General features: G+C 64.0%; 20 protein-coding genes. 13 read left to right on the plus strand and 7 right to left on the minus strand.

The window, feature by feature from the left end; all coding sequences use genetic code 11:
- Positions 1-10 precede the first annotated feature (10 nt).
- Positions 11-433, plus strand: coding sequence for an alternative ribosome rescue aminoacyl-tRNA hydrolase ArfB (gene arfB / locus BW994_RS00640; protein WP_029311478.1), 423 nt, complete (start codon positions 11-13; stop codon positions 431-433).
- 27 nt (positions 434-460) lie between these two features.
- Here the strand turns inward: arfB and pheT are convergent, their stop codons facing one another.
- Together pheT and pheS are read right to left on the minus strand one after the other, a co-directional pair.
- Positions 461-2,941, minus strand: coding sequence for a phenylalanine--tRNA ligase subunit beta (gene pheT, locus BW994_RS00645; protein ID WP_029311477.1), 2,481 nt, complete (start codon positions 2,939-2,941; stop codon positions 461-463).
- Between the two features lie 2 nt (positions 2,942-2,943).
- Complete coding sequence (gene pheS, locus BW994_RS00650; RefSeq protein WP_029311476.1) at positions 2,944-4,014, minus strand: phenylalanine--tRNA ligase subunit alpha; 1,071 nt, start codon at positions 4,012-4,014, stop codon at positions 2,944-2,946.
- Positions 4,015-4,605: 591 nt separating this feature from the next.
- Here pheS and BW994_RS00655 point away from each other — a divergent pair.
- From BW994_RS00655 to BW994_RS00680, 6 genes are all read left to right on the plus strand, one after another.
- Entirely contained in the window at positions 4,606-6,816 is a 2,211-nt protein-coding gene (locus BW994_RS00655; RefSeq protein WP_029311475.1) for a prolyl oligopeptidase family serine peptidase, read from the plus strand.
- Positions 6,817-7,356: 540 nt separating this feature from the next.
- Positions 7,357-7,860: an OmpA family protein gene (locus BW994_RS00660; RefSeq protein WP_029311474.1), complete on the plus strand. Its 504-nt coding sequence runs from the start codon at positions 7,357-7,359 to the stop codon at positions 7,858-7,860.
- A 170-nt stretch (positions 7,861-8,030) separates the two neighbouring features.
- Positions 8,031-8,894 carry a tetratricopeptide repeat protein gene (locus BW994_RS00665; RefSeq protein ID WP_029311473.1) on the plus strand — a complete coding sequence of 288 codons (864 nt, stop codon included), beginning with the start codon at positions 8,031-8,033 and terminating at the stop codon, positions 8,892-8,894.
- A gap of 36 nt (positions 8,895-8,930) precedes the next feature.
- A complete protein-coding gene (gene tilS / locus BW994_RS00670) occupies positions 8,931-10,190 on the plus strand; it encodes a tRNA lysidine(34) synthetase TilS (RefSeq protein ID WP_245594088.1) in 1,260 nt (419 codons plus the stop codon).
- 192 nt (positions 10,191-10,382) lie between these two features.
- A complete protein-coding gene (gene ftsH, locus BW994_RS00675; RefSeq protein WP_029311471.1) occupies positions 10,383-12,308 on the plus strand; it encodes an ATP-dependent zinc metalloprotease FtsH in 1,926 nt (641 codons plus the stop codon).
- A gap of 115 nt (positions 12,309-12,423) precedes the next feature.
- Positions 12,424-13,302: an NAD(P)-dependent oxidoreductase gene (locus BW994_RS00680; protein WP_029311470.1), complete on the plus strand. Its 879-nt coding sequence runs from the start codon at positions 12,424-12,426 to the stop codon at positions 13,300-13,302.
- Here BW994_RS00680 and BW994_RS00685 read toward each other — a convergent pair.
- Positions 13,286-14,053: an enoyl-CoA hydratase/isomerase family protein gene (locus BW994_RS00685; protein WP_029311469.1), complete on the minus strand. Its 768-nt coding sequence runs from the start codon at positions 14,051-14,053 to the stop codon at positions 13,286-13,288. The two genes, BW994_RS00680 and BW994_RS00685, sit on opposite strands and share 17 nt — an antisense overlap.
- A 142-nt stretch (positions 14,054-14,195) precedes the next feature.
- On the opposite strand from BW994_RS00685, the gene BW994_RS00690 reads away from it, so the two are divergent.
- The 4 genes from BW994_RS00690 to BW994_RS00705 all read left to right on the plus strand — a co-directional run bounded on the left by BW994_RS00690 (position 14,196) and on the right by BW994_RS00705 (position 17,773).
- Complete coding sequence (locus BW994_RS00690) at positions 14,196-14,441, plus strand: type II toxin-antitoxin system CcdA family antitoxin (RefSeq protein ID WP_029311468.1); 246 nt, start codon at positions 14,196-14,198, stop codon at positions 14,439-14,441.
- Between the two features lie 2 nt (positions 14,442-14,443).
- On the plus strand, positions 14,444-14,824 hold the full coding sequence (locus BW994_RS00695) for a CcdB family protein (protein WP_051657279.1): 381 nt from the start codon (positions 14,444-14,446) through the stop codon (positions 14,822-14,824).
- A gap of 442 nt (positions 14,825-15,266) precedes the next feature.
- Entirely contained in the window at positions 15,267-17,417 is a 2,151-nt protein-coding gene (gene pnp, locus BW994_RS00700) for a polyribonucleotide nucleotidyltransferase (RefSeq protein WP_081849053.1), read from the plus strand.
- 44 nt (positions 17,418-17,461) lie between these two features.
- Positions 17,462-17,773, plus strand: a complete 312-nt coding sequence (locus BW994_RS00705) for a type II toxin-antitoxin system Phd/YefM family antitoxin (protein WP_245801487.1) — start codon at positions 17,462-17,464, stop codon at positions 17,771-17,773.
- Positions 17,774-18,010: 237 nt separating this feature from the next.
- Here BW994_RS00705 and BW994_RS00710 read toward each other — a convergent pair whose 3' ends face one another.
- A complete protein-coding gene (locus BW994_RS00710) occupies positions 18,011-18,937 on the minus strand; it encodes a hypothetical protein (protein WP_139333929.1) in 927 nt (308 codons plus the stop codon).
- Between the two features lie 137 nt (positions 18,938-19,074).
- Between BW994_RS00710 and dps the strand changes: the two genes are divergently transcribed.
- The gene (gene dps, locus BW994_RS00715) at positions 19,075-19,566 is read left to right on the plus strand and encodes a DNA starvation/stationary phase protection protein Dps (protein ID WP_029311464.1); all 492 of its coding nucleotides are present in this window, start codon (positions 19,075-19,077) and stop codon (positions 19,564-19,566) included.
- A 1-nt stretch (position 19,567) separates the two neighbouring features.
- Here the strand turns inward: dps and BW994_RS00720 are convergent, their stop codons facing one another.
- Positions 19,568-20,773, minus strand: a complete 1,206-nt coding sequence (locus BW994_RS00720; protein ID WP_051657278.1) for a CynX/NimT family MFS transporter — start codon at positions 20,771-20,773, stop codon at positions 19,568-19,570.
- A gap of 1 nt (position 20,774) precedes the next feature.
- Positions 20,775-21,416, minus strand: a complete 642-nt coding sequence (locus tag BW994_RS00725) for a 2OG-Fe(II) oxygenase family protein (protein WP_029311462.1) — start codon at positions 21,414-21,416, stop codon at positions 20,775-20,777.
- A gap of 76 nt (positions 21,417-21,492) precedes the next feature.
- Here BW994_RS00725 and BW994_RS00730 point away from each other — a divergent pair, with 76 nt between their 5' ends.
- Positions 21,493-21,903 (plus strand): DoxX family protein, encoded by a 411-nt coding sequence (locus BW994_RS00730; protein ID WP_029311461.1) that lies wholly within the window; start codon positions 21,493-21,495, stop codon positions 21,901-21,903.
- 307 nt (positions 21,904-22,210) lie between these two features.
- Here BW994_RS00730 and rpsU read toward each other — a convergent pair whose 3' ends face one another.
- On the minus strand, positions 22,211-22,414 hold the full coding sequence (rpsU, locus tag BW994_RS00735) for a 30S ribosomal protein S21 (protein ID WP_007421557.1): 204 nt from the start codon (positions 22,412-22,414) through the stop codon (positions 22,211-22,213).
- Positions 22,415-22,451: the final 37 nt, after the last annotated feature.

The following is a 22,451-nucleotide window of genomic DNA, read 5'->3' on the forward strand; positions in this document are numbered from 1 at the left end:
TTCCGCCGCCATGCCGATCATCGTAACGCCGCGCATCACGATCGAGGATTCGGAATTATCCGAGATCTTCACGACATCCTCCGGCCCCGGCGGTCAGAACGTCAACAAGGTGGCAACCGCCGTGCGCCTGCGGTTCGATGCGCTGAACTCACCCGGGCTCAGCGACGATATCAAAGCGCGCCTGCGCAGCATCGCCGGCCGCCGCATGAGCAAGGACGGCGTCATCCAGATCATCGCGCAACGCTTCGCCTCGCAGGAGCGCAACCGTGACGATGCCCGTGACCGCCTGCTCGCACTGATCAGAGACGCCGCGGTCCGCCCGGCCGCCCGCGTGCCGACCCGCGTATCGAAAAGCCAGAAGGCCAAGCGCCTCGACAACAAAACGCATCGCGCCCGTACCAAAACCCTGCGCGGCACAATCCCCGACGATTGATGGCGAACCGCGCTGCGCGATATCACCTCACCCGCGCAGGGTGGCGTTGGTTGCCTTGCTGACGGAAGCGACGATTTTGGCTGAAACCGCCTCGATTTCGCTATCGGTCAGGCTCTTGTCCTTCGGTTGCAGTGTCACGGCGATCGCGAGAGACACTTTGCCCGCGGGCAATTTATCGCCGGCGTAGCGGTCGAACAGTGTGACGTCGGTAATCAGGCCGCGTTCCGCACTTTTGGCCGCGCGCAGCACGGCTTCGGCGGCGACGCCGGCATCGACCACGAAGGCAAAGTCGCGCCGCAGCGGTTGCAATGGCGAGATATCGGGCGCCGATTTACGGCGGCGCTTCGGATCGGCAATAGCACCAAGGTCGATCTCGAAGCCGACGCTGCCGGCCGGCAGGTCGAGTGCGGCGCAGAGCGAGGGGTGCAGTTCGCCGAAGCTGCCGATGGTGGTTTTGGGTCCCTGCTTGATCGTGCCGGCGCGGCCGGGATGGTAATGGCCGGGCGCGGTCGCACTGACCTGCAGCGCCTCGAGCGGCACACCGATTTCTTGCAGCACGGCGAACGCATCGGCCTTGGCATCGAACGCATCGACGTTGCGGGATGCGGCGATCCAGGACAGCGGCGTGGCCCCGCTGCGCAGCCCGGCGGCGATCAGGTCCTGGCCGGCGGGGGTTTCGTCGCGAAATCCCGGCCCGATTTCGAACAGCGCGAGGTCGTCGAAGCCGCGTGCCGCATTGGTGGCGGCGGCGCGCGCGATCGTCGCGAGCGGTGAGGGGCGCATCTGGTCGAGATCGGCGGCGATCGGGTTGGCCACGGTCAGGGTATCCGGTGTCGCGCCGAACCGGGCGGCGGTGGCGCGATCGACGAAGCTGAACGTCACGCATTCCGCCATGCCGCGCGCGGCGAGCACGCGCCGGGCGCGCACGCTGCGGGCCTGACGCGGCGTGAGCGATGGCGTGGGCACGGTAGCCAGCGGCGGCAGCGAAACCGGCACGATCCGGTCGAGTCCTTCGATTCGCAGCACTTCCTCGATCAGATCGGCTTCCGGTTCGATCGCGCGGGCACCCTGCCGCACCGCGGTGGCGAGGTCCGGGTCCAAATCCTCGTGCTGATCGAGCGTGCTGCCGGCGGAAAACCCGGCGGAGGCGACATCATTGCGCCACGGCGGCACATCGACGGTCACACCCGCCGCATCCCGCGCGGCGATGCCAAAGCCAAGCGCGCCCAGAATCCCGACCGCCCGATCCGGCGTGACATCCGACCGGCCAAAGCTCTGCAGCCGCTCGAATCGAAGGCTGGCCTGCCGCTGCCAGGCAGGTTCGGCACCGGCCTCGGTGATCGCGGAGACTTCACCGCCGCAGAGCGCGATCACCATGGCGGTTGCCGCATCGAGCGCCGCCGGCAGCAACGACACATCGATGCCACGCTCGAAGCGTTGCCGCGCGTCGGAAAAAATGCCGCTGCGCTGGCCGCTGAGCGCAATCGCCACCCGGTCGAACAGCGCGCACTCAATGAACACATCGGTCGTGGCCTCATCGCACCCGGTCGCTTCACCGCCGACGATGCCGGCGAGCGACTGCACGCCCGCTGCATCCGCGATCACGCAATCATCCGAGGTCACGTTAACATCCTTGCCGTGCAGGCCGCGAAACCGCTCGCCCGCGCCGCGCCGCACTGTCAGCGCGCCGCCGCTGATCTTGTTAACATCGAACACATGCAGCGGCCGCCCGAGGTCGATCGTGAAAAAATTGGTGATGTCGGCCAGCGCGTTGATCGGCCGCAGCCCGACCGATTCGAGGCGCTGCTTCAGCCAGGCGGGGCTCTCGCCATTGCGCACGCCGCGCACCGTACGGCCGAGAATCCACGGGCAGGCCTCGGTGAAATCGTCCTGCCAGCGGATCGCGCTGGCTCCCGTACCGTTGATCGCAGGCGCATTCCACGGCGTCAGCGTGCCGAGGCCGGCGGCCGCAAGGTCACGCGCGATGCCGCGCACCGCGAGCGCATCGCCGCGATTGGGAGTCACCGAAATCTCGATCACCGGATCGTCAAGTCCGGCCCAGGCGGCGTATGGCGTGCCGACCGGCGCATCGCCCGGCAGATCGACGATGCCGTCATGATCCTCGCCGAGCGCCATCTCCCGCGCCGAAACCAGCATGCCGGCCGAAGCCACGCCGCGGATCTCGCCGATTTTGAGCGTGATGCCGCTGCCCGGAATGTAAGCGCCGGGGGGGGCGAACACCGTCGTCATGCCGGTGCGCGCGTTCGGTGCGCCGCACACCACGCCAACCTCGCCAGACCCGGAATCAACACGGCAGACCCGCAGCCGGTCCGCATTCGGGTGCGGCACCGCCTCGATCACGCGGGCGATCACGAACGGGGCGAGCGCCGCGCCGCGATCCTCGATGCCTTCGACCTCAAGCCCGATATTGTTCAGCGTTTCGGCAATCTGCCCCAGCGAAGCGTCGGTTGTCAGATGGGTCCGGAGCCAGGAGAGCGAGAATTTCATGATTATGCGTCTCCCTCATGCAGCGTGACCGGGGCGAGCGGCGAGGTGCCGTAATGTGACAGCCAGCGGATGTCGCTCTCGTAAAAACTGCGCAGATCGGCGATGCCGTGCTTGAGCATGGTGATGCGCTCGACGCCCATGCCGAAGGCAAAACCCTGGTATTCGCGCGGGTCGATGCCGCAATTGGCCAGCACGTTCGGGTGCACCATGCCCGAGCCCAGAATTTCGAGCCAGTCCGACCCGGCGCCGATCACGCCGGTCTTGCGATCCCAGGCGATGTCGATCTCCATCGAGGGTTCGGTGAACGGAAAATAGCTGGACCGAAACCGCGCCTTCAGATCGGGGATTTCGAAATAGGCCCGCAGGAAATCGACCAGGCACCCCTTCAGATGCGCCAGCGTGATGCCGCGGTCGATCACCAGACCCTCGCATTGATGGAACATCGGACTGTGCGTCGCGTCGTGATCCGACCGATAGGTCCGCCCCGGCACGATGACGCGGATCGGCGGCTTCTGCTCCAGCATAGTGCGGATCTGCAGGGTCGAGGTATGCGGGCGCAGCACCATCGGTCGATTGCGGCCGGACGGTTTCAGATAGAACGTGTCCATCATCGCGCGCGCCGGGTGATGCGATGGAATGTTCAACGCGCCGAAACTATACCAGTCATCCTCGATGTCGGGCCCGTCCTTCACGGTGAACCCCATGGCGCCGAACAGGGCGGTGAGTTCCTCGATGGTGCGTGACAGCGGGTGGATCGTGCCGCGCGGCGCCGGCCGGGCGGGCAGGGTGATATCGATTCGCTCGGCGGCCAACCGCGCGTCGAGTGCTGCCGCATCGAGCACCGCCCGCCGCTGCTCGATGGCTTCGGCCACCGTATTTTTCAACGCATTGACCGCGGCGCCGAAACTCTTGCGGGCTTCGGCATCCATGCCACCCAGGGATTTCAGCAAAGCGGTAACCTGCCCGGTCTTGCCGAGCAGGGCGACGCGGACGGCATCGAGTGCCGCAGGGTCGCCGGCTGCGTCGATCGCGGCGCGGGCGTGGAGTTCGATCGTGGCGATATCGTTGGACATGGCCGGGCAGGGAGCGTGCCGCGCCGGAAATGTCAAGCAACGGCAGGGCGAAAGATGGTGTCAGGCGAGCAATCGGCGGCCGGCGACAGGTCTTTGCTGTTTTGAACAACACCAAAGCATCAAACATCATCGATTTGGCCGGCACCGCCGGTCAAACGGGTCGTGCGGTAAAAATAAACCCCCGGAACCAGGGGTTCCGGGGGTCGATCGGTCTCAAAGGCATAGGTGCCGTACCGTAATAGCCCGTCTAAAATCCCACCCCCGACAAATACGTACCAAACACGCGAAAACGTCTAAAAAATAAACTAAAGGCTGGTTATCTAATGATTGGTGACTTAATGTATTACTCAGGTTGAATCTACAAATTGGAGGTAGAAAGTCCAAAAAATGGAGGTATTTGTTTGATCTTAAAGAAATCGTAATAAAATACCCGTCCATCGATATTCAGCGTCTATGACCTAACCTGGGGTTGTTCAGCTCTCGGAGCTTCGGGAAACCGGACCCTAACCGCGCCGGGCCAAGGACAAGAAATCGGTTTGCGCAACGCGGGTTTTCCGGTACCCCGGTGCCTCACATCAAACGGGGAATCGGATGATCGGATCGTCACGTGGGTTTCTTGCATTGTTGCCTGCACTCGCGCTCGCGTCCCGCGCACTGGCCAGCCCCGCTGCGCCCGCATCCATCCCCAAACCGCCGCCCGCACCCGTCATTGCCCATGTCAGCAACGATTTCGGCACGCCGGTGACCGATGATTATCGATGGATGGAAAAACCCGGCAGCAAGCATTTTGCCGCTTTCATGAAGGTGCAGAACGCCTACACGCGCAAAGTACTCGCCGCGATTCCGGGCCGTCAGGCGCTGTACGAGCAGATCAAGCGCGATGCCAATGTCGGCACGGCGGTCTTTTCAGTGACCCGCGCCGATAACCGCATTTTCTACATGGGCGTCGCCCCCGGCCAGAACACGGCGCATCTGTTCGTACTCGATAAAATCGGCGGTAAGCCGCGCCTGCTGATCGACCCGATGCAGTTCAGCACCAACCACATCCCCCAGGCGCTGAATTATTATTTCGTCTCGCCCAACGGCAAATATGTCGCTTTCGGCGTCTCCGGCGGCGGCTCCGAGCAGGCCAAGCTGCGCGTGCTCGATGTGGCGACCGGCAAACTCCTGCCGATCGGCATCACCCGGATCGACGGTGACGATACCGATTTCCCACCGATCGCCTGGCTGCCGGATTCCAAAGGCTTCATTTACTACCGGCTGCATAAATTCGGCCCGAAGGACCCGGTGACCGATTTTTATCAGAAAAGCCGGGATTATCTGCATCTGTTGAGCGCCACCGACGGCACCGGCGCGACCGACAAGCCGGTATTCGGCTGGAAAGTGTCGCCCGCCGCGCCAATGACCTTCGCGCAGGACGCCCTGGTGGTGACCGCGCCGCACTCGTCCTACGCGCTCGGCCTGTTCACCGAGAACGAGGAACTCCAGTCGATCGACGATATCTACGCCACAAAATTGAGCGATCTCGAAGCCGGCGCGCCGGTCTGGCATAAAATCGCCGGCCGCAACGTGCAGATGGCCGGATTCGCCCTGCATGGCGACCGGCTGGATGTGATCACGCCGAACGGCGCACCTCGTTTCAAGGTGGTCAGCTACGATCTCGCCGGATCGAGCGCGCCGAAAACCGTGGTGCCGCCGAGCGATGACGTGATCACCAGCCTCGCCGCCGGCCGCCATGCCCTCTATGTCGGCGCGATGCACGACGGCATGGGTCGCATCAAGCGCGTCGCCTACGGCACCGATACGACAAGCTCGGCGGCCATGCCGTTCCAGGGCGGTCTCGGCCAGATCCTCGCGGACCCGGATGGTGCGGGCGTCTGGTTCCATCTCGCGGGCTGGACCACGCCCTCGGCATGGTATGATTACGCGCCGGCCACCGGTGCCGTGACCAATACCAACCTGCAAACCCCGCCAAAAGTCAGCTTCGCCGGCATCTTATCGCGCGAGGTCAAGGCGGTGTCGTGGGACGGCACGATGATCCCGGTCTCGATCATCATGAAAAAAACCACCAAGCTCAACGGCAAGGCCCCGACCCTGCTGATCGGCTACGGCAGCTACGGCATCACCATCACGCCGTTCTTTGCACCGACGTTCCTGCCCTGGCTCGACCACGGCGGCATCATCGCGATCGCGCATGTCCGCGGCGGCGGCTGGTATGGCGATGCGTGGCACAAGGCGGGCATGAAGGCGACCAAGATCAACACCGTGTTCGATTTCATCGCGGCCGGCCAATATCTGGTCGATCATCACTACACGTCGCCTGCGCATCTGGCCGGCGAGGGCGGTTCGGCCGGCGGCATCACGATCGGCGGTGCGGTGGCCTGGCGGCCCGATCTGTTCGCCGCCGCGATCGACAGCCACGGCGATACCAATGCCCTGCGCATGCAGTTCAGCCCGAACGGACCGCCCAACGAAATCGAATTCGGCAATGTGCTGAAAGAGCCCGATTTTCACTGGATCTATGCGATGGATGCAATGGCGCATATCCGCAACGGCGTGAAATACCCGGCGATCCTCGCGGTGACCGGCGCGAACGACCCGCGCGTGGAACCGTGGGAGGTCGGCAAGTTCGCGGCCCGCCTACAGGCTGCCAGCACTTCCGGCAGGCTGGTTTTGCTGCGCGTCAGCTATCAGTCCGGTCACGGCATCGGCTCGACCAAGGATCAGGAAGTCCGCTCGATGGCGGATCAGGACGCATTCCTGTTCTGGCAACTCGGTGTGCCCGGCTTCCAGCCGAAATAGGCACTCTGACGACACGGCGTGCCGATCTGGCCGGATACGGTTCCAAAAAAGAGAGTGTGGTGGGGTCGAACCCGCCACACTCTATAAGGTGACCACGGAATCACCCGTGGCTGTTGGGAGGAAACGGAGACCAAGGGTCTCTACCGCAGAATATCGCCCAGATTGATTAACGGACCGTTACTTTTGGCGAAAATAATCAGGGCCACCTCCGCAAATTCGCGACGAAATCTCACACAACCGTGTCAAAAAAGTCGCGTTTCGACGAAATTGCCGGAAACCATCGGCCGGATCGAACGAAGTTGCGTGAAGCCGCTTGAACCAGCCCTGCAACCGGAATAGATGCTGCTTAAGCGAAATGGTCGATGCACAACATCGCAGCGATCGATTACGCCGTATTGCAGTCCGATTATTGTCTGCGTGGTTGACGCTCGTTCAGCCGTGCTCCGGGTGAACGGGCTGGAATAGCACCACAGACTGACGACGCGGCCGATACTGTGTCGGCGACTTTCAACTTTGGCACCAAACACCGGGACGGTACATATGAAAATCAAAGCTCTGGGCGCACTTGCGGCTGTTGCCCTGCTGGCGGCGTGCTCCAACGCCCCCAAAACCCAAACTGCATCCACGGGCTCCGGCGCGATGGCCGCTTCCACCGGCCCCGCGCCCGGCAGTGAGCAGCAGCTCGTCGCCGATGTCGGCGATCGCGCCTTCTTCGGCTTCAACAAATCCGGCCTGACCAGTGCCGATCAGGCGACGCTCGACCGCCAGGCCGGCTGGCTCGGCAAGTACCCGAACGTCGACGTTCTGGTCGCCGGCAACGCCGATCCGCGCGGCACCGAAACCTACAATCTGGCGCTGTCCAAGCGCCGCGCCAACGCCGCACGCGACTATCTGGTCGCCAAGGGCGTGTCTCCGTCGCGAGTCCAGACTGTCGGCTACGGCAAGTCCTGCCTCGTTTCGCCGGGCAATACCTCGGCAGACTATGCTCAGGATCGCGTCGCGATCACCTCGGTTCAGGGCTTTAACCCCCAGAACTGCCACTAAGAACGTCTCGTCGGTGGCGTGATCCGCTGATCACGCGCGCTGGGCCAAACGATCGGCGACCCGCCTGAGCGGGTCGCCGATTTGCGTTTTCGGCGTCCCATCTTCAAGGACGCGAGCAATTGCCCTACATAAGTCTGCGCCCCGCGCGCCAACCGCCCTGAGGATGTTTCATGCGCCGTCTCATGTTGACCGCCCTGCCGATTGCAAGCCTCGCCTTTGCCGGACTCTCCCTGGCGCCCGTAGGAGTCGCCCACGCCCAGATGATTTCCAGCCGCGAGGGCATCGCGCTGGAGAACCAGATTCTCGAACTGAAACAACAGATTCAGTCTGGCCAGCAGGGCAACGGCAACTCCGCCCTCGCAGCCCCCGCGCCCGAACCGGGCGGCGGTGGTGCCGCAACAAGCAGCGCCCTCCTGCCCAACATGCTCCAACAGATCCAGACCCTGACCGATCAGGTGCAGAACCTGCGCGGCCGGGTCGATACGCTCGAGCACGAGGTCGCCACCCAGCACGACGAACTGAAACAGGAAATCGGCAATCTGAAATTCCAGCTGAGCCAGAACGGCGCTACCGCCGCCCCCGGCCAGGGAACAGCCGCGCCGCCGCCAGCGCCCACGCCCACGCCCGCACCGGCTGCCGCCCGCGCCCCGCGCGTCGAAGCCTCGATCACCGCCGCCCGCCGCGCGCTGGCCGGCGGCGACTACAAGGCCGCCGCCGCCGATTCGCGCGCCGTTATCGCGCGCCAGGGCAAAGGCGCCGGCAAGGGCGCCGCCGAGCTCACGCTCGCCGATGCACTGAGCCATCAAGGCGACCATCAGGGCGCCGCCATCGCGTATGACGATGCCTATAACGCGAACCGCGCCGGTCCCAACGCGCCGGACGCGCTGCTGGGCCTCGCCGGATCGCTCACCGCCATCCACCAGAACCAGGAAGCCTGCGACACGCTCGATTCGCTGGCCAGCCAGTTTTCATCGCCCTCGGCCAGCCTCGCCACCCGCATCCATCTGGCGCGCGTTCGCGCCCATTGCGGCTGATGCCCGCGTAACCTGGGAAACGCCCCCGGCTCGTCGATGCAAACCCCGCTCGCGGCCGCGTTCGATGCCGCAATGCGCGACCTCGGCCCGTTCGGTCCCCAGCCGCATCTGGCCGTCGCCGTCTCCGGCGGGGCGGACAGCACGGCCCTCGCGTTGCTGGCGCATGACTGGACGCGAGCGCGCAACGGCACAATTCTGGCCCTGATCGTCGATCACGGCCTACGCCCCGCCGCCGCCGGCGAAGCGGCCCTCACCGCCGCCCGGCTGCGCGCGCGCGGCATCGCCGGCCAGATCATCACGCTCGCCATCCCACCCGGTTCGGCAATGCAGGAACGCGCGCGAATCGCCCGGCATCACGCCCTTGCAACCGCCGCCGCCGCCGCCGGCGCGGCGCATCTGCTGTTCGGCCATCACGCGGCGGATCAAGCGGAGGGGCTGGCCATGCGCGCCGCCCGCGGCCCCGGCGGTGCCGCCGGCATGGCCGGTTTCGCCGCCCGTCACGACATCGTGCTCCTGCGCCCCTTGCTTGCCTGCACCCCCGCCGACCTGCGCGCGCATCTGCGCCAACTGGATGTCGCCTGGATCGATGATCCCTCGAACGCCGATCCGCGGTTCGAACGGGCGCGCGTTCGTGCCCATCAACCCGCAACGCGCGCCGCCGCCACAACAGCGCATGTCGCAACCCAGACCGAAGCGGCGCGTTACCTCGCTGACCATGCACGGATCGACCCGGCCGGTTTCGCCCTGCTCCGCGCCGACCACCTGCCGCCCGCCGCCCTGGCCGCACTGATCCGCGCGATCGGCGGCGCCGTCTACCCGCCCGCCCGCGCCTCGATCGATCGCCTGGCCAAGGCCCTGCGCCCTGCAACCCTGGGCGGCGTGCACATCATGCGCGCCGGCCGGCTGGGTCCCGGCTGGCTGCTCTGCCGCGAGCCTGCCGCCTGCGCGCCGCCGGCGCCCGCCCGCCCCGGCACGCTCTGGGACGGTCGTTTCCAGCTTCGCCACCCCCCGCCCGCCGCGGAAACAATCGGCGCCCTCAGCACCCACGCCGCCCGCTGCCGCAGCCGCACCGGCCTGCCGAGTGCTGTTTTGCGCGCATTGCCGGCGTTTTTCCGAAACGGTGCGGTCGTCGCGGTGCCGCATTGCCAGCCGCATTGCCAGCCGCATTGCCAGCCGGGGGCCTACGACAGCCTGCTCTTCACGCCACCCGCACCGGTCGTCGCGGCGCCGTTCGCACCCGCACCACTGCCGCCACCCGACCCCGCCGCCCAAGCGACGCACAACCCCGCGACATGATCAGCCGTGGGATAGGAAATTCGCCGCCGATCCCCATGTCAAACTTTGGGTAGCGGTCAACGGCGCGGCGTGCCATGGTAGCACCCTGATTTGGTTTGGCTCGATTAGTTTGGCATGGCTATGCAACGTTTAGCCGGCGTCCCGGCTACCCCGGACTGAAACCCGGGTGACAACAGAACTGGATTAAGGTTGATGAATAATCTAGGGCGTAATCTGCTGGTATGGGTGATCATCGCACTGTTCTTCGTGCTGCTGTTCAACATGTTCCAGCCGGCCACCACGGCGTCCGACCACGGCACCCAGGTCGCTTACTCGACATTCATGTCCGAAGTGAGCGCCAACAAGGTCGATCATGTCACCATCCGCGGCCACGACATCACCGGTGCGCTGAAATCCGGTTCCACGTTCGAAACCTACGCGCCGAGCGATCCGGCGCTGGTCAACACATTGATCAGCAACAAGGTTCGCGTCGTCGCCAAGCCGCTCAACCCGCCGGTCAACCCGCTGATCCACTACCTGATCTCCTGGGCGCCGATGATCCTGTTGCTCGGGGTATGGATTTATTTCATGCGCCAGATGCAGGGCGGCGGCGGCCGCGCCATGGGCTTCGGTAAATCCCGCGCCCGCCTGCTCACCGAAAAACAGGGCCGCGTGACGTTCGACGATGTCGCCGGCATCGAGGAAGCCAAGGGCGAGTTGCAGGAAATCGTCGAATTCCTGCGCGACCCACAGAAATTCCAGCGGCTCGGCGGCAAGATTCCCAAGGGCGTCCTGTTGATCGGCCCGCCCGGCACCGGAAAGACTCTCCTCGCCCGCGCGATTGCGGGCGAAGCGAACGTGCCGTTCTTCACCATTTCGGGCTCGGATTTCGTCGAAATGTTCGTCGGCGTCGGTGCCTCGCGCGTTCGTGATATGTTCGAGCAGGGCAAGAAAAACGCGCCCTGCATCATCTTCATCGATGAAATCGACGCGGTCGGCCGCCATCGCGGCGCCGGCCTCGGCGGCGGCAACGACGAACGCGAACAGACCCTCAACCAGATGCTGGTCGAAATGGACGGGTTCGAATCCAACGAAGGCGTCATCCTGATCGCCGCCACCAACCGGCCGGACGTGCTGGACCCCGCGCTGCTGCGCCCGGGCCGGTTCGACCGTCAGGTGGTGGTGCCGAACCCGGACGTCAACGGGCGCGAGCGCATCCTGAAAGTCCACATGCGCAAAGTCCCCCTGGCCGCCGATGTCGATCCGAAAGTGATCGCGCGCGGCACGCCGGGCTTCTCCGGTGCCGATCTCGCCAACCTTGTCAACGAGGCGGCCCTGCTCGCTGCCCGCATCGGCAAGCGCGTGGTCGCGATGTCCGAGTTCGAATACGCCAAGGACAAGGTCATGATGGGTGCGGAGCGCCGCAGCCTGGTGATGAGCGACGATGAGAAAAAAATGACCGCCTATCACGAAGGCGGCCACGCCCTCTGCTCGATCGCCCAGCCGCAGTGCGACCCCGTGCACAAGGCCACCATCATCCCGCGCGGCCGCGCGTTGGGCATGGTGATGAGCCTGCCGGAAGGTGACCGCTACTCGATGAGCAAGGCCAAAATCCTCGCCGAACTGGTCAAGGCGATGGGGGGCCGCGCCGCCGAGGAAATCATCTTCGGACCCGAAAACGTCTCGAACGGCGCCTCCGGCGACATCAAGCAGGCGACCGACATCACGCGCCGGATGATCACCGAATGGGGCATGAGCGACAAGCTCGGCATGATCGCCTATGGCGGCAACGATCAGGAAGTGTTTCTCGGCCATTCGGTCACCCAGCACAAGAACGTGTCGGAATCGACGGCTCAGGAAATCGATAACGAGATCCGCGCGGTGATCGATCATGCCTATAGCGAGGCAAAGCGCATCCTGACCGAGCGGATCGACGAGTTGCACCGCCTCGCCAACGGGCTGCTCGAATACGAAACCTTGTCGGGTGACGAGATCACCACCGTCCTGCGCGGTGATCCGGTGGTGCGCAAAGTGGTCGACGAACCCGCGCCAGACAATCGCCGCGCCTCGGTGCCCACCTCGCAAAAGCCGGACATGCCCAAATCCGGTGGTCTCGGCCCGGTACCCGCGCCCGGCTGAGCTTCGTTTCGCATGACGAACTGATGACGAAAGCCGGAGGGTCCCACCCTCCGGCTTTTTTCATGGCCGCCGCGCGACCATATCCCCAACCGGACATTATTTCAGGAGCTTATGCATGAGCGTACGGGTCGGCATGGTCGGATTGGGGCGGATGGGTGCGGCAATGGCCGCGCGGCTGATCGAGCGCGGCCATCAGGTCAGTGGCTGGAACCGCACGGCATCCCGCGCCTCGGCAATCCAGGGTCTCACCGTCAAAGCCAGCCCCGCCGAAACCGTCGCCAGCGCGGATATCGTGATCGTGATGCTGCTCGATGAAGAGGCCGCCCGCCCGGTCTATCACGGCGACGCCGGGCTGCTCGCGGCCGATCTGAAAGACACCGTCATCCTCGATATGAGCACGCTGAAACCGCGTGACATGCTCGCCAATGCCGAAGCCGTGCGCGCGGTCGGGGGTGCGTTCGTTGCCTGCCCGGTCGGCGGCACGGTCGGCCCCGCCCGCGCTGGCAAGCTACTCGGCCTTGCCGGCGGCGAGGCGGCTGCGATCGAGCGCGCCCTGCCGGTGTTGCACGATCTGTGCGATCGGATCGAACGCTTCGCGGAACCCGAAGCCGCCTCGGCAATGAAACTCGCCATCAACCTGCCGTTGCTGGCAGCATTCCAGGCGCTCGGCGAATCGATCCTGATGACGCGCGATTACGGCATCGGGGCCGACCGCGTGGTCTCGATCATCGGCCAGAGCCCCGGCGGTGCTCCGGCAATCGGCCTGCGGCGCGAGGCCATCCTGTCTGAAATCGGCGGCAAACCCGCTTCGGTGGTCGGTTTCTCGCTCGATGCGGTCGAAAAAGATCTACGCCTGATCGACGAGGTCGGCGGTGAGGCCGGGTTCGATCTGCCGCTCGCCTTATCCGTGCGCGGTCAGGTGCACGATGCCGTGCGCGAAGGCTGGGGCGAACGCGATCTGGCGGCACTCGCCGCGTTCAATCTGCGCGCCTGACGGTCTTGCGGCCGAGCGCTGCCAGTGCTGCGTGAAAATCGGGGCTCTGGTGCGCCGCCGTCAGGCCCTCGGCGAACCGAACCTGGTCGAGCGCGCCCTGCGCCAGCGCGCCGATCGCCGCTTTCATCCCCCGCACCGCGAGCGGCGCATTGGCGAGCAGCCGCGCCGCCAGCGCATCGACCGTCGCATCCAGCGCCTCCGGTGCCACCAGATGGGTCAGATACCCCAGCCGCAGCAACGCCTGCGCCCCCACCGGTTCCGCCAGCACGAACAGCAGCCGCGTCGCATCCGGCCCGATCCGCTGCACCGCCCGCTCAAGCCCGGAGCGATAATAATGCAGCCCGATCCGCGCCGCCGGCATCAGCAATTCCATGGGTTCGACGCCGACCCGAAAATCGCACGCCAGCGCCAGATCGACCGCGCCGCCATACACATTGCCATGCAGCCGTGCGATGCTCGGCTGCGGCAGCGCCGCCAGCGCCGACCCCACCGCACCAATCCCGCCCGGCCCATCCTCGGCATCACCGAAATCACCGCCCGCCAACGCATCGAGGTCGAACCCCGCGGAAAACACGGTTCCCACAGCCTCGAACACCACGACCCGCACTGATCGGTCCTTGGCAACCGCCGCAAGGTGCCCGCGCAACACGGCAATGTCATCCGCCCCAAGCCGATTCCGCTGCGCCGGCCGGTTTAACCGTATCCGCGCGATACCATCGATAAGCTCAAGCGATGGAGACTGATCGGTCATGTCAAATATAGCAAACGCGCGGCGACTGATTCGGTCAATCCCCAGCGGAGCCAGATCGTGAGCATTCGAATTGTCATCAGGTTGCCTTCACATCGCTTTGCCGTTATTTCTGTGCGCACGTCATGCGCAGGAGCCAACGCCGATGGGTTACAACCAGTCCGCCCGCAAACGGCCGATCAATCTCAGCATGAACGAAGACCTCGTGCTCCAGGCGCGTACCTACACCAAAAATCTGAGCGCAACGCTTGAAAGCCTCCTTGCCGATTTCGTAGCCCGTGAAGCGCACCGGCGGCGCGCCGACGATGATATGATCGATCGCCTGATCGATGATCTGAATGCGTTCCATCACCAGCACGGCTTGCTGAGCGATGAGTTTTCGTCGCTCTGACAGTGGCGCAGTTCGATGTCTTTCGTAACCCCGGCCGCCAGCGTCACGCCATTCCCTATGTCGTGGTCCTGCAGAACGACCGCTTCGCCCGCAGTGCCACCCGGTTCGTCGCGCCGCTGGTTCTCGCCGGAACCGCGTCGGTAACGGAGCACTATCTTGTGCCCCGCTTCGAGATCGAGGGCGTCGAAGTCATGCTCGATGTGTTCAACCTCGCGACAATCCCCGCCGATCGCCTCGGTCAACCGGTGGCCGCCCTGAACGACGATGAGTCACGCACCAGATTACAACGTGCGATCGATGAGCTGATCAGTCCTTGGATTTGTAATGGCATGGGAGGATACGGCGAGATTAGGAAAGCTAAGGAAAGCGCTTCTTTTTTGTAAAAAAGAAGCAAAAAACTTTTCAACTCTGGGGCACGGGCGTTTTCACCGGCACAGGCCAAGATTGATAAAGTTTTTTTGCTTCTTTTTTGTTCACAAAAAAGAAGACCTTCCCTTCCTCTTCGCCCGACTCCCGATGACAAGCGAATCCCGCAACCCGATAAGCCCCATCACGAAGCAGTAGCGGTATCGCCCGATCTGCGCTATAATGGCATCGCACGCTGATTGAAGCGTGGATGAACCGGGGGAATGGTCTTCCGGATGCGATCGGAACGGCTCAGGTCATTCGGTTGCGTGGAATGCCGGGTATCTCCGGCGTTTCCGGCCACATGGCCCGTGGCTGTGAGTTGACCCTCCCAGCCCGACCCATGCCGCCCGAGACGCTGGCCCCGCTTCACGCCGCTCCATGCCCCGCCGTGCCGGTCCTGTTGTTGTGAAGGACTGCATGATGTTCGATAAATATTTCCGCAAGGAACTCGACTGGGGTGGCCGCAAGCTGATCCTGGAAACCGGCAAGGTTGCCCGCCAGGCCGACGGCGCCGTGGTGGCCTCCTATGGCGATACCGTGGTGCTCGCCACCGCCGTGGGTGCCAAATCGGTCAAGCCGGGGCAGGATTTCTTCCCGCTCACCGTCAACTACCAGGAAAAATTCTTCGCCGCCGGCCGCATTCCCGGTGGTTTCTTCAAGCGTGAAGGCCGCCCGACCGACCGCGAAACACTGACCTGCCGCCTGATCGACCGCCCGATCCGCCCGCTGTTCCCGCACGGTTTCAAGAACGAAGTGCAGATCATCGTCACCGTCCTGAGCCATGACCTCGAGAACGAGCCCGACATTCTCTCGCTGGTCGCCTCGTCCGCCGCACTCACCCTGTCCGGCATGCCGTTCTTCGGCCCGGTCGGTGCCGCCCGCGTCGGCTATATCGATGGCGAATACGTGCTCAACCCAACCTCGGCCCAGATCAAGGAAAGCAAGCTCGATCTCGTGCTCGCCGGCACCGCCGAAGGCGTGCTGATGGTCGAATCCGAAGCGCATGAACTCTCCGAGGAAATCATGCTCGGCGCCGTCGCGTTCGGTCACAAGGCATTCCAGCCGGTGATCCAGGCGATCGTCGAACTCGCCGAACACGCCGCCAAGGAGCCCTGGACGCTGAGCGAAACCAGCGAAGAGGAAAAGACCCTCGCCGCCCGGATCGACACGCTGGCCCGTGAAGGCCTGCGCGCCGCGTATGACGAGAAGGAAAAGACCGCCCGCCATGAAAAACTCAGCGCGGTCAAAGCCGATACGATCAAGCAACTGACCGCCGAAGGCCTGCCCGCCGACAAGGCCAAGGGCATGTTCAAGGAACTCGAAGCCGACATCGTCCGCAACGCGATCCTCGACAACGGCATCCGCATCGACGGCCGCGATACCAAAACGGTCCGCCCGATCGTCGCCGAAGTCGGCGTCCTGCCGCGCACTCACGGCAGCGCCCTGTTCACCCGCGGCGAAACCCAGGCCCTGGTGGTCGCCACGCTCGGCACCGCCCAGGACGAGCAATTGATCGACGCGATCGAGGGCGAGTATCGCGAGCATTTCATGCTGCACTACAACTTCCCTCCCTTCTCGGTCGGCGAAACCGGCCGCGTCGGCAGCCCCGGCCGGCGTGAAGTCGGCCACGGCAAGCTCGCCTGGCGCGCCATCCACCCGCTGCTGCCCGGCAAGGACAAGTTCCCTTACACGCTGCGGGTGGTCTCGGAAATTACCGAGAGCAACGGCTCATCCTCGATGGCAACCGTCTGCGGCACCTCGCTCGCGCTGATGGATGCCGGCGTGCCGCTGGTTCGCCCCGTCGCCGGTATCGCGATGGGCCTGATCAAGGAAGACCGCGCCTTCGCCGTGCTGTCCGACATTCTGGGCGACGAGGATCACCTCGGCGACATGGATTTCAAGGTCGCCGGCACCGCCTCAGGCATCACCAGCCTGCAGATGGACATCAAGATCACCTCGATCACCTTCGAGATCATGAAGATCGCGCTGGATCAGGCGAAGGATGGCCGCATGCACATCCTCGGTGAAATGGCCAAGGCGCTGCAGGGCTCGCGTGACGATGTCTCGCAAAATGCCCCCCGCATCACCGTGATCACCGTACCGAAGGACAAGATCCGCGACGTCATCGGCACCGGCGGCAAGGTGATCCGCGAAATCGTCGAACAGACCGGCTGCAAGATCGACATCGAGGACGACGGCACCATCAAGATCGCCGCCACCTCCGACGAGCAGGCCCAGAAAGCGATCGACAAAATCCGCGGCCTGACCTCCGAGCCGGAAGTCGGCATGATCTACACCGGCAAGGTCGTGAAAGTGGCCGATTTCGGCGCCTTCGTGAACTTCTTCGGCGCCCGCGACGGCCTGGTTCACATCAGCGAACTCGCCCAGGGCCGCGTTGCCCGCACGGGCGATGTGGTGAAGGCCGGCGATGTCGTGAAGGTGAAAATGGTCGGGCTCGATGATCGCGGCAAGGTCAAGCTATCGATGCGCGTGGTCGATCAGGCAACCGGCGCCGATATCTCCGACCAGGTCGGGGGCAAGGCACGTCGGGAAGACGCGACAGAATAAGTCAGCGCTACTTTTTTGTAAAAAAAGTAGCAACAAACTTTCAGGTGCAATATAGCCAGTCTCTGGCTATATTGCACCCCATGCGAAGCGTCGTCGAAGCCAAGAATAATCTGTCGGCCTTGATCGATCGGGCTCTGGCGGGTGAAGAGATCATCATCACCCGTCACGGCACCCCCGTTGTCACCCTCAAGCCAATCAAGCCAAAACCGCCCCGCATGAACCCAGCCGATAACGCAACCGCGCATTCAGCCTTTACGGTCTTCGATGCATGGTGCGCGCGCCTTACAGTGCAGGTTCAAACAATCACAGCCGACATCAACGCCGCCCGCGCGCGCAGCGTCACCGTTCTGTGCTGACTCCACCGGCGATGCGCGCGGTCGCAGCGCTCCATCGCGCACAATCGCCCAGCCATTTCATCTACGTGCTCATGCCGCGAAGCCGGCCGCCTGTTCCGGTTCCGCGGCGGCGGCGGTCCTGGGCCGGCACGATGCCGCCTTGATGGCCGGCGGCGACACGATCATCGATGGTTTCCGTAAGGCCTGACCCCTCACCAGCACCCCGCGACCGCCCCCGGTCAGCGCCTGACCGGTCCCCTACTCGCCTGGGTTCGCGGGGTGCCGGTGAGGGGGCCCCGAACTCTTGTCGGACCGAAACATCGCCTCGACCGGTAGTGTGCCGAACTTCAGGACCGGCGGTACCCGGTTGGTGAAGTTATCGGGCAGGTGACGGATCAGCGCCGCATGGAGCGGTAGCCCGGTCTTACGGTCGAGCGGCATGGCATATCGGCTGGTGAATCCTCCGGATGTCGGGATATTCTCAAAGCTGAACGCCAGATTTGCGCGCTCCGCCTCACCATGCCCGTATATCTTGCTGGCCTCGACATCGAAGGACGGTCCCGCCGCATGTTCGGCCGCCAGTTCACGATCGAGCACGAAACAGGCCTGATACGGTGTATCGACATTGACGAAGCGAATGTCGCCCAGATCGACGCCGGGCATATCGGCGATCTTTGTCGACTCCCGATGATCAACGAGATACGTGTGGTAATCCATATCGTTGAACTCGTAGCGCAAAAAACCCGGCAGCAGTCCATAAGGCCGCAGTTGCTCTCGAAACAGCCTGAAGTACGAAAAATTGAGGTGCGAGAGACGAATGTCATCTTCCACGTAGATAAAATGCGAATAGCGGGGGTCCGGCAGAAAGGCCTCCCTGAGCAGGGTCTTATGCGCCCAGGTCACCCGATAGGGTGCGGCAGGGTCGAACGGCACCTGCCGAAACGATACTCTCATCCCGCTCGTGCGCAACGCCACGAGCGAACGCTCCAGTGTGGCAAGCTCTGCATCGTCCGCCGTCGTCGTTACAATGAAATCCACCGCCGCGTCGGTGTATTCGGCAAAGCCGGTCGCAACTTCGAACAGATGGCGCAGCCGGGCGGCCCTGAACTTGAATGCCACGACAACCATGATGTGCAAATTCGCATCCGGCCGACTATCAGGGGACAATTCAAGTAAATTGGCCATATTCTGAAAATGCATAAAAACTGACCGTCTGGCAATCCGGCGGCAGACTACGGCCTGTCATTAACGTCATCAGCCTGCGGCTTGCCCCGTAATCCGGCCGTTATCACCTCTCCGGCCTACCAAAAGGAGCGCAAACCATGGCAAAACTTTTCGCCACCCGCAACGACATGCCGGCCAACACCAAACACACCTCGATCGACCTGCTGAACGCCCGCTTGGCCGACAGCATCGATCTCGCCCTCGCGATCAAGCAGGCGCATTGGAACGTCAAAGGCCCGGATTTCATCGCAATCCACGAGTTCTTCGACAAACTGCGCAACGAGATCGATCCGCTGGTCGATGAAATGGCCGAACGCGTCGCCCAACTCGGCGGCACCGCTCTCGGCACCACGCAAACCGTGGCCAAAACCAGCAAACTTGCACCCTACCCGACCGATATCCACAGCACGACCGATCATCTGCACGCCCTGATCGAACGCTTCGGCGATGTCGGCAACGCGGTACGCAAGACCATCGATGAAACCGACGAAGCCGGCGACGCCGACACCGCCGATCTGTTGACCGGCGTGTCCCGCAAACTCGACGAGTCGCTATGGTTCCTGGAATCCCACATCCAGACCAGAACCTGACCTACAGGCTGATCGTCTCCGGCCGCGACGCCCGCAACCCGAACCACAGCAGCGGGACCACCGTCGCGGCCACAAACGCCATCGCCGGCCACCATTGCCCGGTCGCCGCATGCAACGCGCCCATCCCCAGCGGCCCGGCAATCGATACCGCGTACCCGATCGTCTGCGAAAACGCCGAAAGCGCCATCGCCTCGGTCGGCCCGTTCGACCGCAGCACGATAAACGTCATCGCCAACGGAAACATCGCGCCCTGGCCGAGCCCGATCATCACAATCCACAGCCACGGCGCCGCGCCGGGTGCCACCATCAGCCCGATATACCCCAGCAGCGTCACCGCCAGTACCACGCTCGTCAAGCCGCGCTGATCCCGGCTGCGCGCCGCCAGACTCGGCGTGATCAACGTGGAAGGCAAAGCCACCAGCGTACTCACCGACAGCATCAACCCCGCCTCCGCCTGCGAAATCCCCACTTGGTGCAGCATCGCCGGCAACCACGACAGCACCGCGTAATAACCGAGCGATTGCAGCCCCATGAACATCGCCACCGCCCAGGCCAGCGGGCTGCGCGCCATCAGCGCAAGCCCGCCACCCCGATACTGCAACGGCGCCCGCGTCGCGCCATGCGCCAACTGCGGCAACCACACGACCACCGCGATCACCGCCGGCCCCGCCCAGGCACCGAGCGCAAAACGCCAGCCCAGCGCGCTCGCCTGCGCCAACGGCACACTCACCCCCGCCGCCGTCGAGGCCGTGATATACAGCGTCGTGATATAAAGCCCGGTCACCAGCCCGACCCGCCCGGCAAAATCCCGCTTCACGATCGCCGGGATCAGCACGTTCCCCACCGCAATCGCCGAACCGGCCAGCACCGTCCCGATAAACAGCGCCGGCGCCGCATCGATCAGGCGAATCGCCAGCCCCGCGCACAGCAGCGTCAAAACCCCCAGCACCACCGTCTCCAGCCCGAACCGCCGCTGCAACGGCAGACTCACCGGCGCCAACGCCGCAAAACAGATCACCGGAATCGTCGCGAGCGCGATCAAGCCGAAACTGCTCAACCCCAACGATGCCCCAATCGGCACCAGCAACGGCGAAACCGAGGTAATGCCCGGCCGCAGATTGGCCGCGATCAGCAACACCCCCGCCAGCAACAGAACCTGCCGGCTGGACCACAGCCGGGGCGCCGCAATCGTCCTGGAATCAGACACGCTAGGCGGCCGGCAACAAGCGCTTGACCAGCGCCGATACGCGATGCCGGCGCATCTCATACTTCGCCTTGGCATCGGTCGTCATATAATTCAGCTGCACCGTATACCGCCGCCCGACAAAGCTGCGATGCCCATGCCAGGTCGTCGGCCCGTTCGGAAACACCAGCAGCGTACCATCCACCGGCGGCACCTCCACCGCATAATCCTCCAGATCATTCGGACCCCGCAGCAGCCGCAGACACCCATCCTGGCGCGCCCACGCCTCGCTCGCCGGGTTGAGATACAACAGCACCGTCACCCGCTTGGCCACCGAATCACAATGGATCTGCCCATCCCGCTCGCCAGTCTGCCCACGCAACGTGATCATCACCGGCGCACCCGCCAAATCGAGCCCAAATTTCTCGGCAATCACCCGGCGAAACGCATCGCCCTTCATCTCCCGCGTCAAAGCCGCCGCATCCGCGCCCAGCTTGACCGACTCGATCGGAAAACTGCCCCGGCTGCCCAGCGCCGGCAACCCGGCCACCACACCAGCCAGCCGCTCCGGCCGCACAAACCCACGCATCACCACATGGTCGAACGGATCGCGCGCCACCGGCGTCGCCGCCAACCCCGCAAGATCAAGAATGCTGCTGTCGCTCATGGTCTGGCTTTCGTTGAATAGGCACCGCGGCCGATCACACATATAACGCCACCTTCATACAGTACGAGGAGACCCAATGAAAACCACGCAGCGCGGCACGTCAGACATCGGTATTTTGCTGGGACGCCTCGCCCTCGCAACCGTCTTCCTCCAGGCCGGACTCAGTAAACTCATGGGCTGGCCCGGCATCGTCCACCTGCTCACCCACCTGCACGCGCCATACCCCACACTCGGCGGCATCATCGCCATCGCCTGCGAACTCGCCGGCGGCCTCATGGTCGCCCTCGGCCTGCGCGCCCGCATCGGCGCCCTCATCCTCATCCTCTTCACCCTCGGCGCCAATTGGCTCACCCACCGCTTCTGGCTGATGCACGGCCCCGCCGCCGCCGCCGCCGAAATCCAGTGCTTCCTCGACCTCTCCATCTGCGGCGGCCTGCTCATCCTCGCCTCAACCGGCCCCGGTCGCTTCGCCGTCGATCGCCGCTGATGATGGGGGGATGGCTGAGGTCAAGAAGGCCAGGGGGCTCTGCCCCCTGGACCCCCGTTAAAGGCGGAGCCTTTAAAATCCATTAGTTTTAGGGGTAGGGAGGGCGGCTACCGGGCTCTTCAACACTATCGCCTGGACGCCCTCCCTACCCCTAAAACTAGCGGGTTCTAAGGGCTGAGCCCTTAGCGGGGTCCAGGGGCAGAGCCCCTGGCCTTCTTGACTTAACCCATCCCACCCCATCACCCGCGCACGACAAAAAGCGCGGCGTTGCGGCCGCGCTTCGTCGAACCCAGCAATCAGTCGTAGATCAGAAGCCTTCGCGTTCGATCCGCTTGCGCTCCATCTTGCGGGCGCGGCGCACGGCTTCGGCGGCTTCACGAGCGCGACGCTCGGACGGTTTTTCGTAATGGCGGCGCAACTTCATTTCGCGGAACACGCCTTCACGCTGAAGCTTCTTTTTCAGCGCCTTCAGCGCCTGATCGACATTGTTGTCACGAACGAGAACTTGCACTTGGCCCGACACTCCGTTGCTGGTGAAGTAGAAAAAG

The sequence above is a fragment of the Acidiphilium rubrum genome (genome assembly GCF_900156265.1).
Taxonomy (GTDB): Bacteria; Pseudomonadota; Alphaproteobacteria; order Acetobacterales; family Acetobacteraceae; genus Acidiphilium; species Acidiphilium rubrum.